Origin of the sequence: Paraburkholderia aromaticivorans (genome assembly GCF_012689525.1) — a bacterium.
GTDB lineage: Bacteria > Pseudomonadota > Gammaproteobacteria > Burkholderiales > Burkholderiaceae > Paraburkholderia > Paraburkholderia aromaticivorans_A.
Window position 1 is genome coordinate 3344363 of the sequence record NZ_CP051516.1, and the last position, 15173, is coordinate 3359535.

A 15173-nucleotide genomic window follows, 5' to 3' on the forward strand; every position below is an offset into this window, starting at 1 on the left:
AGGAGTTCAGATGGCCCGTCCCCAACGCGAGAGAGAGAAACCACATCAAATGAACAAGAAACTGATCTGCGCGACGCCTATCGCGATCGCAGCAGCGTTGAGCCTGTATGCCTGCGGCGGTGACAAAGTCAACGAACCGGACATCACGTCGATCAAGAACGTCGTGGTGATCTACGCGGAAAACCGCAGCTTCGACAACCTGTACGGCAACTTCCCGGGCGCCAACGGTCTGCAGAACGTGACGGCGGCGAGCGCCACGCAGATGGACCGCAACGGCACGTCGCTCGCGACGCTGCCGCAGGTGTGGAACGGCCTGACGCAAACCGGCGTGACGCCGGTGATCACACAGGCCATGACGGCGAATCTGCCGAACAGCCCGTTCGCCATCGACGACCCGAAGGGTTTCAACACGCCGATCACGGCGACGACGCGCGACCTGTATCACCGCTTCTACGAGAACCAGATGCAGATCAACGGCGGCAAGAACGACAAGTTCGCCGCCTGGGCGGATTCGGGCGGCCTCATAATGGGCCATTACACGCTCGACGCCGACAAGCTGCCGCTGTGGAAGATCGCCCAGCAATACACGCTCGCCGACAACTTCTTCATGGGCGCATTCGGCGGCTCGTTCCTGAACCACCAGTGGCTGGTGTGCGCGTGCACGCCGACTTATCCGAACGCGGACAAGAGCGTGGCGGCCGGCTCGATCGCGTCGGTGGAAAGCGACGGTGTCACGCTCAAGCTCGCATCCAACTCGCCGGCTTCGGCGCTGAGCGGACCGCCCAAATACGTGAATTCCGGCAACCTCACGCCTGATTTCTACGCGATCAACACGATGCAGCCGCCGTATCAGCCGAGCGGCAACAAGGCGGCGAGCGGCGGCGACGCGAATTTCGCCGACCCGACCCAGGCCACTACCCTGCCGGCGCAGTCGCAGCAGCACATCGGCGATCTGCTGAACAACGCGAAGGTGTCGTGGGCATGGTACGGCGGCGCGTGGGGCGCGGCGGTGTCGGCGGCGCAAAACGGGACGTCGAATGTGATTTACGGCGCGAATCTGACGGCGCCGAACTTCCAGCCGCATCACCAGCCGTTCAACTACTTCGCCGACCTCGCGCCGGGCACGGCGAACCGTTCGCAGCATTTGCTCGACGGCGGTCTGGCCGGCTCGGAGTTCATCAAGGCGATCGACAACGGCACGCTGCCGCAAGTGTCGTTCTACAAGCCGCAAGGCAACCTGAACGAACACGCGGGCTACACCGATGTGGCGTCGGGCGACCAGCACATCGCGGACCTGATCTCGCATCTGCAGAAGAGCCCGCAGTGGAACAACATGGTGGTGGTCGTGACGTACGACGAGAACGGCGGCTTCTGGGATCACGTGTCGCCGCCGAAGGCCGACCGCTGGGGTCCGGGCACGCGTATTCCGGCGCTGATCATCTCGCCGTATGCGAAGAAGGGTTACGTCGATCACACGCAGTACGACACCACGTCGATCCTGCGCTTCATCACGCACCGCTTCTCGCTGCCGACGCTGCCGGGTATCGCGGCGCGCGACGCCGCGCTGGTGAGCAACGGCAGCAAGCCGATGGGCGACCTCACGGCCGCATTGAACATCAAGCCCTGAGCGAAGGGCAGAAGGCATTCGATTTCAGACGGACGACGTTAAGCGGTAAGCAGCAGTCCACCTGAGGGTGAGACTTTGACAGGGCAGCTTCGGCTGCCCTTTTTTACGGCCGTCCCGTGAACGCCGAGTCCGACGCGTTTTCATGAGCGGCGTATGCTTCGACCCAGGACGCGATCGTCTCGTCGATCGTGGCTCGATACCTTTCGCAACGCGCTGCAGGCTTGCCCACATTCAGGAGTTCGACAGCATGACTGAAAAAACCATCAAGGTGCCCGGTCCCGACCATCCGATCACGGTCGAACCCGCCAAAGCACGCGTGGTCGTGACCGTCGCCGGCAAGGTGATCGCGGATACCGCCAAGGCGCTCGTGCTGCGCGAAGCGTCCTATCCGGCGGTGTATTACATTCCGCGCAACGATGTCGAGATGACGCTGCTGGAGCGCACCGATCACGCGACCTATTGCCCGTACAAGGGCGATTGCGCGTACTACAGCATTCCGTCAGGCGGCGAAAAGACAGTCAATGCGGTGTGGACTTATGAGTCGCCGTATGCGGCGGTGAAGGAGATCGCGCAACATCTGGCGTTCTATCCGAACCGCGTCGACTCGATTGATGTGAAACCGGCGGAGTGACAGTCGCGCGTAGCGCGGCGGAAGCGATCCGCGACTCTCGCCGCGTTGCGCGGCGAGCGCGCTCGCCAACATGAGAAGTACGGCAGGAGGGACTCGAACCCCCCACCCTCGGCTTAGAAGGCCGATGCTCTATCCAGCTGAGCTACTGCCGTATTGAAGTGAGGCGATGCCACCCTGTACAACGTGCATCGCCCGCAATGAGAACCTGCTTTCGGCTATTGGAACCTGTGCTTCTGCAAGCCACAGGGTTCGCGGAATACCGAAATTCTAACTGACCATGCCGCAGACGTGAAATATACGCCGGCTGCTGGCCCACGATCTGCGCGTCACACCGGCCGCCGCGAGTCACGAAACAAACGGGCCCGGCAAGTTGAGCCGGGCCCGGATTATAACCGATCGTCCCCTGCCCGCCAGCACACGCTAACGGACATGGCGAACGCAATCAGACCGGTTGCGGATGCAGCATGAACCAGCCGAGGAACACGATACCGGCGATCACGCAATACACGCCGAACGACGCCAGACGTCCGCGGCCTTCGAAATAGCGCATCAGGAAACGCACGCTGAGATAGGCGGCGATCGCGGTCAGCACGCCGCCGAGCAACGCGTCGGCGAGTTGGCCCGGCGCATGGAACAGCTTCGGCAACTCGAGCACGCCGGCCGCGAAGATGATCGGCGTACCGAGCAGGAACGAGAATTCCGCCGACTTCTCCGCCGTCAGGCCGGCCGCATTGCCGGCGATCATCGTCAGACCACTGCGCGAGAAACCCGGAATCAACGCGCCGATCTGCGCGAGACCGACAAAAAACGCCTGGCCGAAACTCAGCTTCTCCGGTGCCTGATGCGCACGCGAGCGCTGCAGGCGATCGCCGAACCACAGCAGTACGCCGTTGACGATCAGCGCGATCGCGACGATCCGCAGGTCGTGGAAAAGCCGCTCGAGCCGCTTTTCCAGCAGCAGTCCGACCAGACCCGCCGGAATCGTGCCGATGATGAGTGCCCACATCATGTGCGCGTCGTCGTTGCGGCGGCCGCCGAACGACGCGAAGAAGCCGCGTACCAGCGCGCACCAGCGTTTGCGGAAGTACCACAGCAGCGCGAGCGCCGTGCCGAGATGCAACGCGACGAGGAACGGCAGCAATTGCGGCGCGTGTTTGTCGATATGCATACCGAACAGTGCGGGTACGAGCAACGTATGGCCGAGGCTGCTCACCGGAAACAGTTCGGTGACGCCTTGCAGCACGCTCAGGAAAATGAGAAACGACAGGTTCACGCGGGCGTCCTTGTAAGGAAAATGTCGGGGACAAGCGCGCCGGATAAGGAATCCACGGGCGCCTCAAAGCGCACCGATTATGCCTGGCTGCAATGTCAGCGCCAAGCGTTTGAACCGCATTCGGGGAAATATTGTGCGTTGCGTCACAACTCGAAACCGTTGTTACGCCACAGAAAAAGAAGCGGGCCGCCGTGAATGGCCGCCCTCTGGGATCAGCAGAATGACGCGAAGCGAACTGCGTGGTGCCCGGCAGAAGAATCGTCCAGCGGACGGGATGCCTTTGACGAGCTGAGCAAGACGATGCGAGATGCCCGGATCAGCGTTCGAGCTTGTAAAAGAAGTAGACCGTGCTTGCCGCGAACATGCCGAACAAAGTGACAGCCATTGCCATTGCGAGATCCATACAGCCTCCTGAGGCAGTCTCGCCCGGTCGTCGAAGTTACCGGGCAGTCAGACGAATTATCAGCAAGGATGGCCTCGCGGCGACACCCGCAATTTCCCCAGAAGGGTTTCCCCGTAGCGGAAAGCAGCGCAAAATCATTCTCTCGCGTGGCGCCGCGTGGCAAATTCCGACGCTCGCACGTCGGGATGCCGCCGCCTCCGGGCTACCTTGTCTCTGCCTTCAACCTTCTACTCATCAATCCATCGACCATGCCCCTCTCCCCGCAACAGGACATTCTCGAGATCGCCCAGGACGCCTCCGTGCTCCGTTTCGCGCCGCAAGCCGGCGGCCGACTGATGTCGTGGACGATCGACGGCGAAGAAGTCATCCGTTGGCCGGAGCATGCCGACTGGAGCCAGCCGGCGCGGATTCGCGGCGGCAACCCGTTGCTGTTCCCGTTTCTCGGCCGGCATCGGCTCGACGGCAAGATCGGTTATTGGCGTGACGCTCAGGGCACGGTGCGCGAACTGCCGATGCACGGCTTCGCCCGCGACCTGCCGTTCGAAGCCCACGCCGACGTGCACGGCGCCGGCCTGCGCTTGATCCTGACCGACAGCGAGGCAACCCGCGGCGGCTATCCATTCGGCTTCCGTTTCGAGGCCGCCTACAACCTCGTCGATGCGCACACGCTCGACGTCACGTTCACCACCACCAATACCGGCGATACGCGCCTGCCCTACTACGCCGGCCATCACTTCTACTTCACGCTGCCGCACACGCAGCGTGGCGAAACCTCGCTGGAGCTGCCGCGCACGCAACGGTGCTATCAGCAGGAGGACGGTTCGATCAGCGCAGCCGAGCCCGGCGAAGCGCGCTATACGCTCGACGAGGCGCGCATCCATGACCGCTTCCATTGCCTCGTCGGCACGCCGGATCAACCGGTGCGGCTCATCGCGCCGGGTCTCGACCGGCTCGTCACCATCGACCTGCAACGGCCGGGCTCGGTGCCCTGGTACGCCGTGACCACGTGGACCGAAGCCGCGGAGTCGGACTTCTACTGTGTCGAACCGTGGCTCGGACTGCCGGACGCGATCCACAACGGCATGGGTCTGCGCTGGCTCGAAGCGGGGCAGACCGAGGTCGCCGCGCTGCGCATCAGCGTGACCAGGCTGGGTTGATTGCCGGGATTCCAGACAGAGCGGCGTGGCCGGATTTAAGGCGAATTTCGCTGCATTTCGCCGCACCCCACGCCGTGCGAGCCTGCCGCGCTGCCCGCTTTTCGCGTGTTGCAGCGCAAAACCGTTAGAATCGAGCGCTTTGTATCTACCTGCCGCGTGATCGGGATCGGCGCGCGGCAGCGCTTTGCGAGGTCCAATGGTTAACCCAACAAGAATGATGAAACGGCTCGCCTGCGCGTCGTTGGTGGCACTGCTCGCCGCGTGCGGGTCGGCGCCGGTGGGGCCGGGCTTTTATCGGGTGGAACGGGGCGATACGCTGTCGAAGATCGCGCGCAGTAGCCGGCAATCGGTGCAAAGTATCGTGCGGTGGAACAATCTGAACAATCCGGACAGCATCGAGGTCGGCCAGGTGCTGCGCGTCGCGCCGCCGGGCGGCGCGGCATCGACCAGCGGCGCGGTACGCAGCAGCGGAAGCGGCAGCGCTTCGGCCACACCGCGCCCGGCGCCGACCGATAGCGCGCCGTCCGCCGCGCCGGCTTCGACGATCTCGCTGGTATGGCCGGCCGACGGCACGGTCATCCGGCGTTTCGACGGCGGCAATTCGAAGGGCATCGATATCTCGTCGGCAGCGGGCACGCCCGTCGTCGCCGCGGCGCCCGGCACGGTCGTGTACGCCGGCAACGGCTTACGCGGCTACGGCAATCTGCTGATTCTCAAGCACAACGCCGAGTATCTGACCGCCTACGCGCACAACCGCGCGCTGCTGGTGAAGGAAGGCCAGTCGGTCACGCGCGGCGAGAAAATTGCCGAGATGGGCGACACCGATACCGACCGCGTGATGCTGCACTTCGAACTGCGCTATCAGGGCCGTTCAATCGATCCGTCGCGGGCTCTGCCGCCCCGCTAGAGGCTGGCTGGGGAGTGGCACTGGCTGTCGCCAGCGGGCGCCCACGGTCCGGCCTGTGCCGTCCGCGTACTGTCCCGCCGCTTACGCCGTCCATTGCCGGGCACGCGCCCTGCAACTGCGGCCGAGGGAACCCGGCGTGTTATAAAACGCTCAATCAGGACACGACGTGGCTTCGCGTCACGTCTTCCTCCGTCTATCTGTAAGGAATCTGTATGAAGAGCGCATTTGCGTCCGTCGCGACGGCTGCGGCGATCGGTCTCGGCCTGCTGACGCTCGGCAGCCTCGGCGGCTGCTCCAGCACCACCACCATGACCTACCTGCCGAGCGGCGACACCGGCTTTGCGATCAACTGCAGCGGCAGCGACGCAAGTTCGAGCTGGGCCGAGTGCTACAAACGCGCGGGCGAAGTCTGCGGCAACTACGGCTACGACGTGGTATCGAAAGACGTCGACAACGGCGCGACCTCGGGTGGAACCGTCGGCGGCATTTTCGGTGCGAACGTGAAGAACCGGTCGATGGTGGTTCGCTGCAAGCAATAACGACGACGCCACGCGCACCGCCGACCGGACGAGCGGCGGCGCCGGCGTCCTGAGCGCGGATCGATGCGCGCGGCAAAAGCGACCAGCACGTCGAGCGCGACCGGGCAGATGCCGAGAAAAATGATTAGCGCGGTCATGCTCGGGGAAGAAAAAGTAAGTTTTCATGATCCACTGCACATATGAATCGGCGGTGACCCGGACGTTGCGCGGCGAAAAAAAAGCCCGGCACGAGGCCGGGCTAACGGGGGTTCGGCGCATATCGGCAAAGGACCGGTTCACCATGCGCCAGAACGAAATCTAACAATCCGCTTTTACAAGCGCAATATATTAATTTCACAGTCAGTGTGATGCGGCGTACGGATTCCGCCTCACGTGAACCGGGAAAGTCGGAAATAAACAGGCTAAATGCGCCCGCCGTTTCAACATGAAACGCTTTAAATGGCGCGACACGAAACCTGATATTGCCCGCCGGACCGCGCAAGGCAAGGGATCTGCCTGAACTCGGCCGGAAAAGCCTGAGGAAAGGCCGCTGGCCGATTTCCGCTAACCGATCCAGCATGATTCGGACGCTTTACGTACTGCGTAGCTTTAGTGCGCCACCGCACTCTTTCGCATTATTAACCGATATTGACCGACTTAATTAAAGTAGCTGGTTTCTTCACAAGAAATTCGCAAATGGCGAAAATATTAAAAAGATTTAAATCCGCCGACAAATTGCGGCACTAAAAATCCAACGGCTTAATTGATTCGACCAATCGAATGATAAGCATCGGCATCCAATCGTTCAAGCTGGCCGAATGGCTAAAATCGGCCAGCTGAAACGCGCGCTCACATGACCCGCAAACCCAGCTCGGTGACGAGCACGGCCGCCTGGGCATGCGAGATCGTCGCGCCCTTGAAGAGCGCCGCGTCCACGAGCCGCACGCCGCTGAGGTCCGCTTCGCGCAGGTCCGCGCCGTCGAAACGCGCGCCCTTCAAATGGGCATCCTTCAGGCTGCCGCCGTCGAAGATCGCTTCACGGAAGTCGACGCCGGCAAGATCGGCATCGGAGAAATCCAGCTGTTGCAGGGTGGCTTTGCGAAATGACAGGCCGCGCAGATGTGCGCCGACCAGCAGCGTTTCGACGAAGCTCAAACCCAGCGCCGTGCATGCTTCGAAATTGGCGCCGGTCAGCTTGCAGCTATGAAACGACGCCGACGCGAGCTTGGCGCGCCGCCAACTGGTGTTGTTCAGGTCGCTCGACTGAAACGCCGCGTCCACCAGGTCAGCCGATGCGAAATCCGCTTGGCGGCCACGGCAACGGACCCAGCGGGTATGCGCGAGCGTCGCGCCAAAAAACGACGTCTCGACGATCGTGCAACGGTGAAACTCGGCGCCGCGCAGATCGAGTCGCGACAGGTCGACGCCTTCAAAATCGCAGTCGGTGAAATGAAGCGGCGCCTTATTGCCGGTGAGGTTTGCCGCGATGAGTCGCTCCACCTCGGCGCGCGTGAGCGCGGCGTCGGTCACGACATGAGCTTGCGCGCCCGAAGCCGGCGCCGTTGAATCCAGTGACATGAAGGTTCAGAATGAATTTCGAAGGACCCATAGCCTACCGGAACGCGCGCCGCGCTGGCGACCCGCGCCGATGGTTTATAGTAACGGCCCCGCCGGAACCCGCTTACGATGACTTCCAACGACGCCACCCATAGCCCGCTGTACGCCAAGCTGCTCGCCGAAACCGCCAAGATCGGCTGGACCGAACTCGAACGTTTCTTCGCGCGCGGCATCTTGCTGCGCGTCGCGCGCGACCTCGATCTGGTGAGCGTTGCCGAAGCCATCGCCGGCGACGACACCACGCAGGTCACGCAATGGCTGTCCTCCGGGCTCGTCGAGCGCGTGCAGGCGGAAACCGCCGCCGACTTCGCCGCGCGCGACCCGGATCTCTGGGCCGTCGTCGTCTCGCCCTGGGTGTGCGTGCAGGAACGCAGTTGAGCGAGGCCGCGCGCGATGCGGACACGTCGGCAGCGGCACCGGCCGTCCCCGTACACTGGCACCGCCGGGTGCTGGCGCTGGCGTTTCCGATCGTTCTCGCCAATCTGACGCAGCCGATTCTCGGCGCGGTCGACACCGCCGTCGCGGGCCATCTGGACGGCGCGTCATATCTCGGCGGCGTGGCGCTCGGCGGCCTGTTCTTCAACTTCGTGTTCTGGGGCTTCGGCTTCCTGCGCATGGGCACGACCGGTCTGGTCGCGCAATCGCACGGTGCGGACGACCGCGCCGAGTTGCGCAACAACGTCGTACGCGCGCTGTTGCTGGCGGCCGCGATCGGTGCCGTGGTGCTGGCGCTGCAAATGCCGCTGATCGATTACGCATTACGCGTGATCGGCGGCAGCGACGCGGTGCAGCGCAACGCGCGGCTTTACTGTCACGCGCGCATCTGGGCGGCCCCGCTCGCCCTCGGCAATTACGTCGTGCTCGGCTGGCTGCTCGGCACGCAGCAGGTGCGCCTCGCGCTGCTCTCGCAGGTGTTCATCAACGGCGTGAACATCGTGGCCGTGCTGTTCTATGTGTACGGCTTCGGTTGGGGCGTGGCCGGGATCGGCGCGGCCACGGCCACCGCCGACGCGCTCGGTTTCGTGCTCGGCGCCGCCCTGCTATGGCACGGCAGGCCGCGCGGCCTGCCTGCGCTAAACCGCGCCGCCTTGTTCGACGCGGCGGCGCTCAAGCGGCTCGTGGTGCTCAATCGCGATATCTTCGTGCGCACCTTGTGCCTGCTCTCGTCGTTTGGCTGGTTTGCGCACCTGGGCGCGAAGCAAGGCGATGCCACGCTCGCCGCCAACGCGCTGCTGCTCAATTTTCAGACCTTCATGGCCTACGGACTCGACGGTTTCGCGCACGCCGCCGAAGCGCTGGTCGGTGCGGCAATCGGCGCGCGCGACCGGCATGCTTTCGCGCAGGCAATCAAGGTGACGGCGTTGTGGTCCGCGCTCGGCGCGCTGGGATTCTCGCTGCTGTATTGGGGCGCGGGCTCATGGATCGTCGAACGCCTGACGGATCAGGCCGCCGTGCGCGCCACCGCTGAACTATATCTGCCGTGGGCCGCGCTCTCGCCGGTGGTGTCCGTGTGGGGCTTTCTGCTCGACGGCGTGTTCATTGGCGCGACTCGTACGCGCGAACTCATGATGTCGATGGTGGTGTCGTTCGCGCTGTTCGTGGCGGCGTCGTGGGCCTTGCTGGCGCTGTACGGCAATCACGGCTTGTGGGCCGCGATGCTGCTCTTCATGGCGCTACGCGGTCTCACGCTCGCGCGATATGTGCCGGGCGTCGTGCGCAGCATGGCGGGCGCGGCGGCTTGAGCGCTAAGGCGTCGCCCATTTCGCATCGCGGCACCCGGTTACGGCTTGAAACAAGCGCATACATATCGCGCGCGACGCTCGCCCTAGAATGACTTCAGCCCGCGCTCTCCGCGCGAAAAGTCTGCGCGGGTCAGAAGCGCCGGCGTGCCCGCGCCGGAGCTTCGCTTCCGCTCTCGTCACCGTTGCCGGGTCCGTTATCAGCCGACGCTCAAGGCGTGACCGGCGCAGGTACCATCGCGGGCGGACGGCTGTCGGTGGGCACGCCGTGGTAGTCGGCGGGATCTTGCGGCGGTGGGCCGCCGTGATGGCCGGACGGACCATTCGCACAACCGGCAACGCCGGCAACCAGCAGCAACGCAAGCATCGAAACGCGGATCATAAACGGGAGTCTCTCGAAGCAGAATGAATGAGCGGCTGGCCGGCGGTGAGCAGGCAAGCGCGAGCGCCGAGAGTCTAACCGCAAAGCGCTTTCCACGACGCCGCGGCGAGCAGCGTGCCCCTCCCATTTCGTTGCGCGTGACCTACTATAAAGTCACGGTCGCATCTCATAGGAGACTGCCATGGACGCTGAAACGATCGCGGGTCTGATTGGACTTGCAATAGGTCTGCTCGTGCTGCTCGTGTTGTCGATCTACGAATCGAGAACCTATCGGCGCGAACACGACGGCGAAGGCATGGTGCACCACTGGCTGACTCATCAGCACATGCCGCACTGGATGCGTCGTCGGCACTGAACGGACAACCGGATGCCAACTGCGCCTGCGCACATTCCGAATAACTGAACGGTTGATGCGCTGCACTGCATGTGCGAGCCCGCGCTCGCACATCGACTCCTTGCGCAGTGACACCAGGCGCGCATCCACCGTCACCGCGCAAGTTTTTCCTGTCTGCCATTTCCCTTAACGCATCGCCTCGCCTCGCCACGGCTGGAGCACCCAGCCGCCCGCCATTTCCCCCTCCGGCCTGCGTTTCCGTTTAGGCACATGCCTTGCTGCTTGTAAGCGTGCAAGGAGCGCGCAGCGTGCGCGTCGAGCGTCCCGGCGTGAATGCGCCGAACCAACCAGACTAACTGGCACAGGCCAGACAGGGAGAACTCGAATGACCATCGGAACCATACTGCTTATCCTGCTCATTCTTCTGCTGATCGGCGCGTTGCCGAGTTGGCCGTACAGCAGTGGCTGGGGTTATCGGCCGACCGGACTCGTGGGCGTCGTGCTGATCATCGTGATCGTGTTGCTGTTGATGGGACGTATCTAACGCAGCTGCATCGCGCTTTCGAGCTTCCGTTTCGCACCGCCGCAATTCGCGATTGACTCTGGCACCCAATGCCACGTAGAATCTCGGCTTCGTCGGAGCGTAGCGCAGCCTGGTAGCGCATCTGATTTGGGATCAGAGGGTCGTAGGTTCGAATCCTATCGCTCCGACCACGAAAAGCAACACGAAACCCGCGTAGCCTCCGGCTTCGCGGGTTTTTGCTTTTTGGGCCCTTTTGGGCTTTTGGGCTTTTGGGCTTTTGGGCTTTTGGGCTTTTGGGCTTTTGGGCTTTTGGGCTTTTGGGCTTTTGGGCTTTTGGGCCCTTTCGGGCTTTCGGGCTTTCGGGCTTTCGGGCTTTCGGGCTTTCGGGCTTTCGGGCTTTCGGGCTTTCGGGCTTTCGGGCTTTCGGGCTTTCGCCTGCGATATACCGGAACACTTATCCGGTCAGCCGAGCCATTGCCTTGCGGCCTGACGAGCCCGCGTGCGACAGTGACTAAAACCTGGCGCATGCCTCATCGGGCTCAAGCGCCGCAACCAGAGTCAAGGAGACACACATGGATCTGATTCTCTGGCGTCACGCCGAAGCCGAAGACATCGCCAGCACCGACCTCGCGCGAGCGCTCACCACCCGAGGCCGCAAGCAGGCGCAAAACGTCGCCAAATGGCTGCGCACTCGCCTGCCCGACGACGCCGTGGTCCTCGCGAGCCCTGCCGTGCGCACCATCCAGACCGCCGAGACGCTGAGCGATCAATATCGCGTCGTGCGTGAACTCGCGCCCAACGCGAGCGCGGACGACGTGCTCAACGCCGCGGGCTGGCCGAAGGGCATCGCGCAGACGGTGGTGATCGTGGGCCATCAACCGACGCTCGGCCACGTCGCCGCGCGGCTGCTCGGCAATAGCGACGCGAGCTGGCCGCTGAAGAAAGCGGGCGTGTGGTGGATCGCAAGCCGTGAGCGCGACGGCGACGACCAGGCCGTGCTGCGCGCCGCCATGAGTCCCGATCTGGTCTGATCCGGACTCGCTTCAACCAGGCGAGGCTTGCGCCCATAAAAACCCACGCGCCGCACAAAACGCCGCCGAGCCACCCAGACCGATCACACGCGTCACCCACATCGCCGAGACCTTACCGTCCCGGCGCTTGAATCGCTCCCACCCATTCCGCCATTCCCCCACGTTTCGCGCGGAAACAACACTCGGCGTCCCCACTCACGACATTACAAGCCGCGGGCACGCAGCTTACGGGCAGTCATCCAATCGTCATGGCTTTGCCATGCGAGCGTCACCAGGCGTTACTACATTGGCGAAAAAAGAAATCTCCCTTTTTTCGACCAGGACCCCCCATGCGAGAACTGCCGACGCCTACCCTGCCCCTCGCTTCGATCTTCGAGTCGCGCCGTCTGCCGCGCGCCGAGGAAACGGTCACCGCCCAGCATCGCCTGCAAGTCACGTGGGCGCGCACCGACGAAGAACTGCGCGAAGCCCAGCGTCTGCGCTACCGCGTGTTCGCCGACGAAATGGGCGCACGTCTGACGGGCCCCGCGGGTCTCGACGTCGATTCGTTCGACTCCTACTGCGATCACCTGCTGGTGCGCGATCTCGACACGTTGAAAGTGGTCGGCACGTATCGCGCGTTGCCGCCGCATCAGGCCGCGCGTATCGGCCGTCTGTATGCGGAAAGCGAATTCGACGTGTCGCGCCTGACGCACCTGCGCGCCAAGATGGTCGAAGTGGGCCGTTCGTGCGTGCATCCCGACTATCGCAGCGGCTCCGTGATCATGTCGCTGTGGGCGGGCCTTGCCGCTTACATGAAGCACAACGGCTACGAGACGATGCTCGGCTGCGCGAGTGTGGCGATGGTCGATGGTGGTCACTACGCGGCGAATCTGTATTGCTCGCTGCGCGACAACGCGCTGACCGCGCCGGAATATCGCGCGTTTCCGCACACGCCGCTGCCGGTCGATGAACTGCAAACGGGCGCCGAGGTGGCACCGCCGCCGCTGGTGAAGGGTTATCTGCGACTCGGCGCGAAGATTTGCGGCGCGCCGGCATGGGATCCCGATTTCAATACCGCGGACTTTCTGACGCTGTTCCGCTTGTCCGATATCAATGCACGTTACGCTCGCCATTTCCTTGGCGATGCGCTGCCGCGCTGAGCGGATTCGCTCGCGCGACGCGCTGTGATGCGCGTCGGCGAAACAAAAACAGGCGGCCACAAAAAAGCCCGGCAAGATGCCGGGCTTTCTCATTCATGCGCAGTGCGCAAGGCTTCAGTCGTCCGTATAGACCACACGATACGGAATCCCGACCTTCTCCCACTCCGCGGCCTCCTGAATCAGGCTGTAGTCGGTCAACGGATTGTTGGCCACCCACTCGTTCGGCAAACGCACCTCGTAACCGCCGTTGACCTGCGCCACCGAGATGCCCGGCAAGCCGACATCCGCACGCCGACGGCACAGCAGCGCCGCGAGCCGCAGACAGAACAGCAGCGGCCACTCCACTTCGCGCGTTTGCGACAGCTTGCCGAGCTTGCCCGCGTGACCGAGCACGAGCGCGGCGAGCCGTGCCTGATCGGTGCGCGAAAAGCCCGGCATGTCCGCGTTGCTCGCGATATAGGCCGAATGCTTGTGATATGCGCTGTGCGAGATCGACAGACCGATTTCGTGCAGCGCCGCCGCCCAGCCGAGAAACATGCGGTTTTCCACGCGGCGTTCTTCGTCGGGTTCCGCGAACTGGACGTAGAAGCGCACCGCGAGTTCGCCGATGCGCCCCGCCTGCGCGCGATCCACGCCATAGCGGCGCATGAAGCCTTCCGCCGTGACCGTACGCATGTCTTCGTGCTGCGAACGGCCTAGCAGGTCGTATAGCACGCCGAGGCGCAGCGCGCCGTCCGTCGTATCGACGTAATCGACACCGAGTTCGTCGAACACCGCGATCATGATCGACAGGCCGCCTGCCAGCACCGGAATACGATCGCCCTTCAACGCGACGAGCTTCAGCCGATTGACGTTCTCCGCCTTGATCAACGCGCGCTTGAGCCGTTCGAGGCCACCACGCGAGATGCCGTGCGTGACGCCCGGATCGTTGAAGCCGTTCGCCTCGACCAGTTCGGCCAAGGCGCGCGCGGTGCCCGATGAGCCGATCGCCTGATCCCACCCGGTTTTCTTGTACTCGGCGGAAATGATCTGGATTTCGCGGCCCGCGGCGAGTTCGGCCTGACGCATCGTGTATTCGTCGACGTTGCCGGCGGGGAAAAACGCCCGGCTATGGCTCACGCAGCCGATATACAGGCTCTCCATCTTGATGGGCGTGTAATGCGAGCCGATGATGAATTCCGTCGAGCCGCCGCCGATGTCGACCACGAGACGTTTGCCCGGACTCGCGGGCACGGAGTGTGCTGCGCCCGCGTAGATCAGGCGCGCTTCTTCACGCCCGGCAATCACTTCGATCGGGAAACCGAGCGCGGCTTGCGCCTCGCCGAGAAATTCGCCGGCGTTCTTGGCGATGCGCAATGTATTGGTGGCGACCGCGCGAACGTGATCGGGATGGAAGTCGCGAAGACGCTCGCCGAAACGCTTGAGCGCGTCCCAGCCGCGCACCTGCGAAGCACGGTCGAGCATCTTGTCGCGCGACAGTCCGGCGGCCAGACGCACCGGCTCGCGCAAGGCATCGACCTGATAGATCTGGCTGCCCGCGTCGGTTTCCTCGACCCGGCCCACGATCAGCCGGAAGCTGTTCGAGCCGAGATCGACGGCAGCGAGGAGTTGCGGAGTATTGACCATCGGGTGAGCAGACTCCATGCGCGCGAGCGCGGCGGCGTTGGATGCGGGGAACGCTCCGTGTCCATCGGGTGCCCTGGGCGCCTTATGGCCGGCCGCGCTGTTCAAAGACGCCATTCTAAGCGTACCGGGCCTCACGATGTCACCTCGCAGCAATGGGGGTGCCCAATGGTCCCATACCGACTGCGTCATATTGACGACACGCGGCGATTACGGCGTAGAATAAAAAATTAAGAATGTCATAACAACGTCATCATACTGTGAGA

15 protein-coding genes and 2 tRNA genes are annotated in these 15173 nt (G+C 63.4%); 12 read left to right on the forward strand and 5 right to left on the reverse strand.

The window, feature by feature from the left end:
- The first annotated feature begins 49 nt into the window (after positions 1-49).
- Positions 50-1627: an acid phosphatase gene (locus HF916_RS43165; RefSeq protein WP_168794752.1), complete on the forward strand. Its 1578-nt coding sequence runs from the start codon at positions 50-52 to the stop codon at positions 1625-1627.
- A gap of 247 nt (positions 1628-1874) precedes the next feature.
- A complete protein-coding gene (locus HF916_RS43170; protein ID WP_168794753.1) occupies positions 1875-2258 on the forward strand; it encodes a DUF427 domain-containing protein in 384 nt (127 codons plus the stop codon).
- A gap of 78 nt (positions 2259-2336) precedes the next feature.
- On the opposite strand, the gene HF916_RS43175 is transcribed toward HF916_RS43170, so the two are convergent.
- Positions 2337-2410, reverse strand: a tRNA-Arg gene (locus tag HF916_RS43175).
- A gap of 290 nt (positions 2411-2700) precedes the next feature.
- Entirely contained in the window at positions 2701-3531 is an 831-nt protein-coding gene (locus HF916_RS43180) for an undecaprenyl-diphosphate phosphatase (protein WP_134458330.1), read from the reverse strand.
- A 651-nt stretch (positions 3532-4182) separates the two neighbouring features.
- On the opposite strand from HF916_RS43180, the gene HF916_RS43185 reads away from it, so the two are divergent.
- The 3 genes from HF916_RS43185 (at position 4183) to HF916_RS43195 (ending at position 6537) form a co-directional block, all read left to right on the forward strand.
- Positions 4183-5091 (forward strand): aldose epimerase, encoded by a 909-nt coding sequence (locus HF916_RS43185; protein WP_168794754.1) that lies wholly within the window; start codon positions 4183-4185, stop codon positions 5089-5091.
- Between the two features lie 196 nt (positions 5092-5287).
- Complete coding sequence (locus tag HF916_RS43190; RefSeq protein ID WP_168794755.1) at positions 5288-5998, forward strand: peptidoglycan DD-metalloendopeptidase family protein; 711 nt, start codon at positions 5288-5290, stop codon at positions 5996-5998.
- A 212-nt stretch (positions 5999-6210) separates the two neighbouring features.
- Entirely contained in the window at positions 6211-6537 is a 327-nt protein-coding gene (locus HF916_RS43195) for a hypothetical protein (RefSeq protein ID WP_012433822.1), read from the forward strand.
- Positions 6538-7365: 828 nt separating this feature from the next.
- Here the strand turns inward: HF916_RS43195 and HF916_RS43200 are convergent.
- Positions 7366-8094, reverse strand: coding sequence for a pentapeptide repeat-containing protein (locus tag HF916_RS43200; RefSeq protein ID WP_168794756.1), 729 nt, complete (start codon positions 8092-8094; stop codon positions 7366-7368).
- A 108-nt stretch (positions 8095-8202) separates the two neighbouring features.
- Between HF916_RS43200 and HF916_RS43205 the strand changes: the two genes are divergently transcribed.
- Positions 8203-8511 (forward strand): DUF2288 domain-containing protein, encoded by a 309-nt coding sequence (locus tag HF916_RS43205; RefSeq protein ID WP_168794757.1) that lies wholly within the window; start codon positions 8203-8205, stop codon positions 8509-8511.
- A complete protein-coding gene (locus tag HF916_RS43210; protein WP_168794758.1) occupies positions 8508-9875 on the forward strand; it encodes an MATE family efflux transporter in 1368 nt (455 codons plus the stop codon). Before HF916_RS43205 ends, HF916_RS43210 begins: the two co-directional genes overlap by 4 nt.
- 208 nt (positions 9876-10083) lie before the next feature.
- On the opposite strand, the gene HF916_RS43215 is transcribed toward HF916_RS43210, so the two are convergent.
- Positions 10084-10254 carry a hypothetical protein gene (locus tag HF916_RS43215; RefSeq protein ID WP_168794759.1) on the reverse strand — a complete coding sequence of 57 codons (171 nt, stop codon included), beginning with the start codon at positions 10252-10254 and terminating at the stop codon, positions 10084-10086.
- Between the two features lie 181 nt (positions 10255-10435).
- Here HF916_RS43215 and HF916_RS43220 point away from each other — a divergent pair, with 181 nt between their 5' ends.
- The 5 genes from HF916_RS43220 to HF916_RS43240 all read left to right on the forward strand — a co-directional run bounded on the left by HF916_RS43220 (position 10436) and on the right by HF916_RS43240 (position 13284).
- Positions 10436-10609 carry a hypothetical protein gene (locus HF916_RS43220; RefSeq protein ID WP_168794760.1) on the forward strand — a complete coding sequence of 58 codons (174 nt, stop codon included), beginning with the start codon at positions 10436-10438 and terminating at the stop codon, positions 10607-10609.
- A gap of 364 nt (positions 10610-10973) precedes the next feature.
- Complete coding sequence (locus HF916_RS43225) at positions 10974-11132, forward strand: DUF3309 family protein (RefSeq protein WP_144137918.1); 159 nt, start codon at positions 10974-10976, stop codon at positions 11130-11132.
- 93 nt (positions 11133-11225) lie between these two features.
- A tRNA-Pro gene (locus HF916_RS43230) sits at positions 11226-11302 on the forward strand.
- A gap of 381 nt (positions 11303-11683) precedes the next feature.
- Positions 11684-12142: a phosphohistidine phosphatase SixA gene (sixA, locus tag HF916_RS43235; RefSeq protein ID WP_168794761.1), complete on the forward strand. Its 459-nt coding sequence runs from the start codon at positions 11684-11686 to the stop codon at positions 12140-12142.
- Positions 12143-12471: 329 nt separating this feature from the next.
- The gene (locus HF916_RS43240; protein WP_132373621.1) at positions 12472-13284 is read left to right on the forward strand and encodes a GNAT family N-acetyltransferase; all 813 of its coding nucleotides are present in this window, start codon (positions 12472-12474) and stop codon (positions 13282-13284) included.
- 114 nt (positions 13285-13398) lie between these two features.
- Here the strand turns inward: HF916_RS43240 and HF916_RS43245 are convergent, their stop codons facing one another.
- Entirely contained in the window at positions 13399-15024 is a 1626-nt protein-coding gene (locus HF916_RS43245; protein ID WP_168794762.1) for a Ppx/GppA phosphatase family protein, read from the reverse strand.
- Between the last annotated feature and the right edge of the window lie 149 nt (positions 15025-15173).

What these genes read in the sequence shown, in the direction of transcription:
- HF916_RS43165 (WP_168794752.1), top strand. Translation starts at nt 50, where the DNA reads ATGAACAAGAAACTGATCTGCGCGACGCCTATCGCGATCGCAGCAGCG.
- HF916_RS43170 (WP_168794753.1), top strand. Translation starts at nt 1,875, where the DNA reads ATGACTGAAAAAACCATCAAGGTGCCCGGTCCCGACCATCCGATCACG.
- HF916_RS43185 (WP_168794754.1), top strand. Translation starts at nt 4,183, where the DNA reads ATGCCCCTCTCCCCGCAACAGGACATTCTCGAGATCGCCCAGGACGCC.
- HF916_RS43190 (WP_168794755.1), top strand. Translation starts at nt 5,288, where the DNA reads ATGGTTAACCCAACAAGAATGATGAAACGGCTCGCCTGCGCGTCGTTG.
- HF916_RS43195 (WP_012433822.1), top strand. Translation starts at nt 6,211, where the DNA reads ATGAAGAGCGCATTTGCGTCCGTCGCGACGGCTGCGGCGATCGGTCTC.
- HF916_RS43200 (WP_168794756.1), bottom strand. Translation starts at nt 8,094, where the DNA reads ATGTCACTGGATTCAACGGCGCCGGCTTCGGGCGCGCAAGCTCATGTC.
- HF916_RS43205 (WP_168794757.1), top strand. Translation starts at nt 8,203, where the DNA reads ATGACTTCCAACGACGCCACCCATAGCCCGCTGTACGCCAAGCTGCTC.
- HF916_RS43215 (WP_168794759.1), bottom strand. Translation starts at nt 10,254, where the DNA reads ATGATCCGCGTTTCGATGCTTGCGTTGCTGCTGGTTGCCGGCGTTGCC.
- HF916_RS43220 (WP_168794760.1), top strand. Translation starts at nt 10,436, where the DNA reads ATGGACGCTGAAACGATCGCGGGTCTGATTGGACTTGCAATAGGTCTG.
- HF916_RS43225 (WP_144137918.1), top strand. Translation starts at nt 10,974, where the DNA reads ATGACCATCGGAACCATACTGCTTATCCTGCTCATTCTTCTGCTGATC.
- sixA (WP_168794761.1), top strand. Translation starts at nt 11,684, where the DNA reads ATGGATCTGATTCTCTGGCGTCACGCCGAAGCCGAAGACATCGCCAGC.
- HF916_RS43240 (WP_132373621.1), top strand. Translation starts at nt 12,472, where the DNA reads ATGCGAGAACTGCCGACGCCTACCCTGCCCCTCGCTTCGATCTTCGAG.
- HF916_RS43245 (WP_168794762.1), bottom strand. Translation starts at nt 15,024, where the DNA reads ATGGCGTCTTTGAACAGCGCGGCCGGCCATAAGGCGCCCAGGGCACCC.